The organism is Mesorhizobium sp., from assembly GCF_041661565.1.
Lineage (GTDB): Bacteria > Pseudomonadota > Alphaproteobacteria > Rhizobiales > Rhizobiaceae > Mesorhizobium.
The window spans coordinates 24,024-31,560 of the sequence record NZ_JBAZUD010000046.1 but is presented as its reverse complement, the minus strand read 5'-3'; the positions used below and the strand labels follow the sequence as shown (position 1 = coordinate 31,560).

Sequence of the window (7,537 nt, the reverse complement as noted above, 5' to 3'; positions counted from 1 at the left end):
CGTTCCCGATTGATCGTCAGGTTTTCCTTGTTCGGGAGGTGGCGGCGAAGCTGGAAACCCTGCATGGCGATACAGCGACCTCCTTCTGGAAGGCCAAGGCTTCGGAGCTTCTCGATCACATCGTCGGCACGGGCAGGGACAGGGCCTCGGCCGTGGACGAGGTTCGCCGCTTCTTTTTCGCGGTGCAGAACGAGATGCACATGCTGGCCGCTGAAGCCGGCTGAAAGGCTGTCTGAAGGTCGAGGTACGGCCCAACGCCCGCAAGATCCACGAGCCGATATCCCGTATCGGTTCGCATTCGACTCGCCATAATGGAATCACTGGTACGCCCAAGGGGAATCGAACCCCTGTTACCGCCGTGAAAGGGCGGTGTCCTAACCGCTAGACGATGGGCGCGCTCAGACGAAGCGGCTTATACTGGCGTTGGGCGCGACCGGCAACCCGTCTGGTGCCACCTTGGGCAACTTTTTTGCCCGGCCGTCAAATCGTGCATTCCGTTGGGATTTGGCGAGATCTGACGCCTCCGGCCGTTTGCGAGGCGAGGGCGGCAGGAGAGGGAGACTGCTCGAAGGGAACCTGACCGAAATCGAACGATCGTCAGGCCCGGTTCAACCGCCGCTGCTGCGCCGACGGCAGCGCCAGTTCCAGTCACGCTCCGGGCCGACATCGATGTGCACCGAATCTGTGTGGCAATAGGTGCCGACGCCGCCGCGGCCGGGCATGGTCCTGATATAGCTGGCCAGCTCCCATTTCGAAACGCCGGGCACCTGGATGTCGGCAGCGGCGCAATACATGTGCAGCGAATTCCTGGCGCCGTTGGCGCGGCGGTTGCGGGCCGGATCGCGATAGCCGGAGGTCACCGTCATCTTGCGGCCGTAGTGGCCTTCGATCGTCTTCAACACGCGCACCAGCGATGGTTTCAGGCAGGCCACGTCGACGGTTTCGTTCTGCTTGAGCAATCCGTTTGGCGCCAGGCGGGCCATGCCGGCAGCCGACGCGAGCTGATAGGAGCCGCCGGCAGAACCCTCGTCCTCGTTGAGGTCGACGTCGCTTTCGTCGTCGAGGCCGGACTTGCGCTTGATCTCGAAAAGCGCGGTCTGGCGCACGCCAGGCAGGGCGTTGTCGGAGAAATTGTGATCACCGCCGAGCGAGGCCAGTTGAACCGGCTTTGCCGCCGAATCGGCCGATGCCAGCGTGATGATCGGCTTTGGCTCGGGCGGCGCCGGCCTGGCCGATACCGCGATGGTCTGCTCCGCCGACCTGGCGTTGATGGCTTGCGCGGGCGCCGCGGAGGCGGGCTTGGCGCCGAAGAAGGAGGCCAGAAACGACTTCTTGGCCGGTTCGGCCGGCGGCGTCTCGCCAGCCGTCACATAAACCGGATTGTCCATCGCCGGCGCGGCTGCCGCGCGCGGTGTCGTGACGCTGGCGTCGGCGGCAGCGATCTGTTCGGCGACAGCGTCGGTCTGCGCTGCTGTCTGCGCCGGCGGCTGCAGGGACTGTGGCGTGTTGCCGACGATGGTTTCGGCGCCCTCCGGGACCGTCACCGGAAAAGCCGCCTGCGGATTGGCCTTTGGTACATAAGCGACAGTCTCGGGGAGTGCGGTATCGGTCGCCGTCATCACCGTGGTTTGCGCGGTGACGGCTTGGGACGAATCAGCGACGCTGACCGTTCTGGCGCCAGATGCGCCGCCCATGTCCGATGCAGTGGCATTGTAGGCGGGCATTCCGACCGACATGGTCGGGTCGCCAGCCGAGGTGCAGGAGGCCAGGAGCAGGGAGCAGAATGCTGCCGCCAAGACGCGGCGTTCTCCCTTCGCGAGGCTCCAACCTGCTGAATTCAAGTTCAAATTCCCCCTCGATGCCCGGCCGGTACAGCCTTGGCAGCCCTTGATGTGCGGCTGTCCAAGGCGACTTGTCTCCGAACCGGAAACGAGACCTGTGTCAATTCCGCAAGCCTGGAAGTATTTTAGCGCTGATTCCCGAATTAGGGCCGCAGGATGGTTGACGACACCATTTCGCCCGCTTTGGCGGGATCGTCAACTCACCAGACATTACACTCCGTTACACGCGGACTTTGACATAGGTGCCGGGGGCGTCGCCCAGGGTCTTCATGTGTTTTCCGGGTTTGCGGGCAGGCACGCGAGCGTTGTCCCTGGCCTCTATCCAGCTTTGCCAGTGCGGCCACCACGAGCCGGGATGGATGAACGCGCGGGCAATCCACTGTTCGAAGTCGCCTGCCGGCGTGTCGCCGGTCCAGTACTGATATTTGTTCGACGCGGGCGGATTGACGACCCCGGCTATATGGCCGGATCCGGCCACCACATACTCCACCTTGCCGCCGAAATACCTGGAGCCGAGGAATACCGACAGTGCCGGCGCGATATGATCCTCCTTGGCGGCCAGATTGTAGATCGGGATGGTGATGTCACCGAGGGAGACGGTGCGTCCCGCCAGTTTCATCGTTCCCCGCGAGAGGTTGTTCTCAAGATAGCAGTTGCGCAGGTAGAACGAGTGATTGGCGGCCGCCATGCGGGTCGAATCTGCGTTCCAGTAGAGGAGGTCGAAGGGCAGGGGATCCTTGCCGCGCATGTAATTGTTGACGACATAGGGCCAGATCAGGTCACCCGAGCGCAGCATGTTGAATGCGGTCGCCATCTTGGTGCCGTCGAGATAGCCCTTGTCGTTCATGGCCCGCTCGACGGCCGCGACCTGCTCTTCATCGACGAATACCTTGAGGTCGCCGGCATGCGCGAAGTCGACCTGCGTCGTGAAAAAGGTGGCGGACTTGATGCGGTCATCGCCCTCTTGCGCCATCAGGGCCAGCGCCGCCGCCAGCAGCGTGCCGCCGACGCAGTAGCCGATGGCGTTGACGTCGCGTTCGCCGGTGGCCTTCTCGATCGTGTCGAGGCCGTATTGGAGGCCTTCCCTTATGTAGGCCTCCCAGTTCTTGTTGCCGTGCCGCTCGTCCGGGTTGATCCAGGAGATGACGAAAACCGTGTGTCCCTGTTCAATCGCCCAGCGGATGAAGGATTTCTGCGGGTTGAGATCGAGGATGTAGAACTTGTTGATCCATGGCGGGCAGATCAAAAGCGGCCGCTTGAGCACCGTCTCGGTCGCTGGATTGTACTGGATGATCTCCGCGACGTCGCTTCGGCCGACCACCTTGCCGGGCGTGGTGGCGATGTTCTTGCCGATCTCGAACGGCGAATAGTCGGCCTGACGCAGTTTCAGGTCGCCCTTGCCGGCGGCGATGTCCTCGGCCAGCATCCTCATGCCGCGCACCAGGTTCTCGCCATTCGAGGCCACGGTCTCGCGGAACAGTTCCGGATTGGTCAGGATGAAATTCGAGGGCGAGATGGCGTTGGAGACCTGCTTGACGTAGAAGCCGGCCTTGTGGCGGGTGTGCTCGTCAAGACCTTCGGCGTGTTCGACCAGATCGGCCGCCCAGCGCGAGGTGACGAGATAGGCCTGCTTGAGAAAATCGAAGAAGGCGTTGCGGCCCCATTCAGGGTCGAGAAAGCGCTTGTCGCCGCGCTCGGGCTTGACCGCGTCTTCGGTGTCTTCCGACGGGTGGCTGGCGCGCTGGATGGCGTTGGCCCAGACGGTCATGTAGCCCGAGAACAGGCGCGTCTGCGCTTCCAGCGCGCGCTGCGGGTCGGACAGCCAGTATTCGCTGAGCTTGGAGAAGGTCTTGACCATGTCGACAACCGGCTCCGCCACGCTGTCGCGAACGTCGCCTTTCTCGCGCGGTTCGGCCCAGGCGGAAGCGGCCTTGCCGGCCTGCTCGATCATGCGCGCCATGTTCAGGGCGAAACGTTCCGGGTCCTTCACCAGATATTGCTCGACGGTCGAAGGCTCGTCATCTTCCGCTTTGCCCGAATCGGGTGTTTTGGACATGGTTCGCGGGGTTCCTCCCGGGGCGTTTTCTTGACATATTAACATGGGACGTCCGACCGGGTCCAATCCCGCTCTACCTCGGCTGCCAAGGAAACAATATGACGATTAATATTGGCGAGACTGTTTTTTCCGGCGCCGGTCGTTTTTGCCGCATCGGCGCGGCGATGATGCTGCTTGGCGTCGCCGGGTGCTCCAGCACCAGCAGCGGGCCGACGCCCGTGGCCGTCAATGCCGGACCGAAAGATACCGGCACCTTCCCGAACCTGAACATCAAGCCTCAGGTGGCAGCGCCGCAGTTCACCGAGGAGGAGAAGAACGCCAAGCTCGCCCAGTTGAAGGCCGACAGCAACGCGCAGGCCGCAAAGGGCGGTGGTCCCAAGGTGGCCAACCAGGCGGCGCTCAAGGATCTCGCCAAGAAGCACGGCGATGAAACGCTGAAGCAGATCGAAGGCAAATGCGACCCCGCCCTCGACCCTACCTGCAAATAAGTATATAGCGCGCGCCCAATGCCCCGGATGTCCGGGGCCCTTCGATGTCTGGAACCGAAATGGAAGAATTTCACAAGGTCCGCCGGCTTCCCCCCTACGTTTTCGAGCAGGTCAACAGGCTCAAGGCCAGCGCCCGCTCGCGCGGCGCCGACATCATCGACCTCGGCATGGGCAATCCGGACCTGCCGACGCCGAAGGCCATTGTCGACAAACTGTGCGAGGTCGTGCGCGACCCGCGCACCCACCGCTATTCCTCGTCGCGCGGCATTCCGGGCCTGCGCCGCGCCCAAGCCAGTTATTATGCCCGCCGCTTCGGCGTGAAGCTCAATCCGGACACGCAAGTGGTGGCGACGCTGGGTTCGAAAGAGGGCTTCGCCAACATGGCGCAGGCCATTACCGCGCCGGGCGACGTGATCCTGTGCCCCAACCCGACCTATCCGATCCACGCCTTCGGCTTCATCATGTCGGGCGGCGTCATCCGCTCGCTGCAGGTGGAGCCGGACGACGGCTTCATCCCGGCGCTCGAGCGCGGTGTCCGCCACTCTATCCCGAAGCCCTTGGCGCTGATCCTCAATTATCCGTCCAACCCGACGGCGCTGGTCGCCTCGCTCGATTTCTACAAGGACGTGGTCGCCTTCGCCAAGAAGAACGACATCATCATCCTGTCCGACCTTGCCTATTCGGAGATCTATTTCGACGGCAATCCGCCGCCCTCGGTTTTGCAGGTGCCCGGCGCCATCGATGTCTGCGTCGAGTTCACCTCGATGTCGAAGACCTTCTCGATGCCCGGCTGGCGCATGGGATTCGCCGTCGGCAACGAGCGGCTGATCTCGGCGCTTACCAGGGTGAAATCCTATCTCGATTACGGCGCCTTCACGCCCATCCAGGTGGCCGCTGCCCATGCGCTCAATGGCGATGGCGCCGACATCGCCGAGGTCCGCGACGTCTACCACAGGCGCCGCGACGTGATGGTCGATGCCTTCGGTCGCGCCGGGTGGACCATTCCGGCCCCCGCGGCATCGATGTTCGCCTGGGCGCCGATCCCCGAACCTTTCCGGCATCTCGGCTCGCTGGAATTCTCCAAGCTGCTCATCGAACACGCCGATGTCGCGGTGGCGCCCGGCGTTGGCTTCGGCGAACATGGCGACGATTATGTGCGTCTGGCGCTGGTCGAGAACGAGCATCGGATCCGGCAGGCGGCGCGCAACATCAAGCGCTTCCTGTCGAGCACCGCCAAGCAACCCAACAATGTGGTTCCGCTGTCCGCCCACCGGTAGGTTTGCCGGCAGCGATTTCGTTAGATTTTTGAGGGGTCATCGCCGTCCATGGCTGAAGCATTGCGTGTTGGAATTGCCGGTCTGGGAACCGTCGGCGCGTCGGTTGCGCGCGTGCTGCGCGACAAGGCGACGGAACTGACCCGTCAATGCGGCCGCGACATCATCGTCACGGCGGTTTCGGCACGTGACCGGAAACGCGACCGCGGTGTCGATCTTGGAGCCGCGACATGGTTCGACGACCCGGTCAAATTGGCGCAGACCGCCGATATCGACCTGTTCGTCGAACTGATCGGCGGCGACGAAGGCCCGGCGCGGTCGTCGGTGAAGGCCGCGCTGGAGGCCGGCCGCCATGTCGTCACCGCCAACAAGGCGCTGCTGGCCAAGCACGGCGTGGCACTTGCAGAAATCGCCGAGAAGAAGGGCGTGCTGCTGAATTACGAAGCGGCGGTGGCCGGCGGCATCCCGGTCATCAAGACGATGCGCGAGGCGATGGCCGGGAACTCCGTCACCCGCGTGTTCGGCATCCTCAACGGTACCTGCAACTATATCCTGACCCGCATGGAGGCCGAGGGCATCTCGTTCGATGCCTGCCTGGAGGACGCGCAGCGCCTGGGCTATGCCGAGGCCGATCCGACCTTCGACATCGAGGGCCACGACACGGCGCACAAGCTGTCGATCCTGACCAGCCTGGCGTTCGGCACCCGGATCGCCGCCAACGACATCTACATGGAAGGCATTTCCAACATCACCCAGGCCGACATCCGTGCGGCGGGCGATCTCGGCTATCGGATCAAGCTGCTCGGCGTCGCGCAACGCACCGAAAGCGGCATCGAGCAGCGGGTGCATCCGACCATGGTGCCGACCGCCTCGGTCATCGCGCAGGTGCATGGCGTCACCAACGCGGTGGCGATCGAAACCGACATCCTCGGCGAACTGCTGCTCTCGGGTCCCGGGGCAGGCGGCAACGCCACCGCCTCGGCCGTCATCGGCGACATCGCCGACATCGCCAAGAGCCGGCCAGGCTTCCAGCACGGCCCGGTCTTCGGCCGCCCGGCGAAGGAGCTGAAACCCTACAAGAAGGCGCAGATGCGCAGCCATGCCGGCGGCTATTTCATCCGCCTGACGGTGCACGACCGCATCGGCGTCTTCGCGGCAATCGCCAAGCGCATGGCCGACAATGATATTTCGCTGGAATCGATCGTCCAGCACGCGGTCAGCGGTGAGGCTGCCGCGCAGAAGACGGTGATCCTGGTCACCCACGAAACGACCGAGGCCGCCGTGCGCAAGGCCGTCGACGGCATCACCAAGGACGGCCACCTGACCGACAAGCCGCAGGTCATCCGCATCGAGCGGGCAGGGTAGTTCCGGGTCGCCGCTAACCGTCAGACCAGCCGGCGGCCATGCAGTGGATCGCCATCGTCGACCGGAACGAATCCGCGTCGCCGCCGTTCTGTTGGTCAGCAACCAAAGGAACCAGTTCATGGCCGATACCACCAAGTCCGACGTCCCGCAGATCGACGATATCCAAAAGACGCTGGAGAAGCAGATCGCCGAGCTCCGCAGGGAGATCACCAAGATCAACAAGAGCATCGCCGCCCGTGGCGCCGACCTTGTCGACAATGCCAGTGAGCAGGCCTCCGACTTGTACGACACAGCCGCTGCCCGCGCGTCGCGCACAGCGCAGCAGCTTCGCACCCAGGCACAGGCCGTTTCGGACGTCGCCCGCGAAAACCCTGGCACCACGACCGCCCTGGTCGGCGTGATCGGCCTCCTCGGCTTTCTGGCCGGTCTCGCCATTGGCCAAGCAACCAGTGACACGACTCGTCGCTGGTATTAATTGAGATAGGGGGCAGCCGACTGGCCACCCCGCTCCGA

Annotated in this window: 7 protein-coding genes and 1 tRNA gene; 5 read left to right on the top strand and 3 right to left on the bottom strand. The window is 63.7% G+C overall.

What is annotated here, in order from left to right:
- On the top strand, window positions 1–224 hold a 224-nt coding region (locus WC739_RS10800; protein WP_372953018.1), incomplete at its 5' end, for a DUF6074 family protein.
- 97 nt (window positions 225–321) lie between these two features.
- On the opposite strand, the gene WC739_RS10795 is transcribed toward WC739_RS10800, so the two are convergent.
- The 3 genes from WC739_RS10795 to WC739_RS10785 form a co-directional block, all read right to left on the bottom strand.
- Window positions 322–396, bottom strand: a tRNA-Glu gene (locus WC739_RS10795).
- A gap of 212 nt (window positions 397–608) precedes the next feature.
- A complete protein-coding gene (locus tag WC739_RS10790; RefSeq protein ID WP_372953017.1) occupies window positions 609–1,847 on the bottom strand; it encodes a D-Ala-D-Ala carboxypeptidase family metallohydrolase in 1,239 nt (412 codons plus the stop codon).
- A 214-nt stretch (window positions 1,848–2,061) separates the two neighbouring features.
- Window positions 2,062–3,897 (bottom strand): PHA/PHB synthase family protein, encoded by a 1,836-nt coding sequence (locus tag WC739_RS10785; protein ID WP_372953016.1) that lies wholly within the window; start codon window positions 3,895–3,897, stop codon window positions 2,062–2,064.
- 98 nt (window positions 3,898–3,995) lie between these two features.
- Here WC739_RS10785 and WC739_RS10780 point away from each other — a divergent pair, with 98 nt between their 5' ends.
- The 4 genes from WC739_RS10780 (at window position 3,996) to WC739_RS10765 (ending at window position 7,499) form a co-directional block, all read left to right on the top strand.
- The gene (locus WC739_RS10780; protein WP_372953015.1) at window positions 3,996–4,385 is read left to right on the top strand and encodes a hypothetical protein; all 390 of its coding nucleotides are present in this window, start codon (window positions 3,996–3,998) and stop codon (window positions 4,383–4,385) included.
- 59 nt (window positions 4,386–4,444) lie between these two features.
- Entirely contained in the window at window positions 4,445–5,662 is a 1,218-nt protein-coding gene (locus tag WC739_RS10775; RefSeq protein ID WP_372953021.1) for an LL-diaminopimelate aminotransferase, read from the top strand.
- A gap of 48 nt (window positions 5,663–5,710) precedes the next feature.
- The gene (locus WC739_RS10770; protein ID WP_372953014.1) at window positions 5,711–7,024 is read left to right on the top strand and encodes a homoserine dehydrogenase; all 1,314 of its coding nucleotides are present in this window, start codon (window positions 5,711–5,713) and stop codon (window positions 7,022–7,024) included.
- Between the two features lie 118 nt (window positions 7,025–7,142).
- Entirely contained in the window at window positions 7,143–7,499 is a 357-nt protein-coding gene (locus tag WC739_RS10765) for a hypothetical protein (protein ID WP_372953013.1), read from the top strand.
- The last annotated feature ends 38 nt before the right edge of the window (window positions 7,500–7,537 follow it).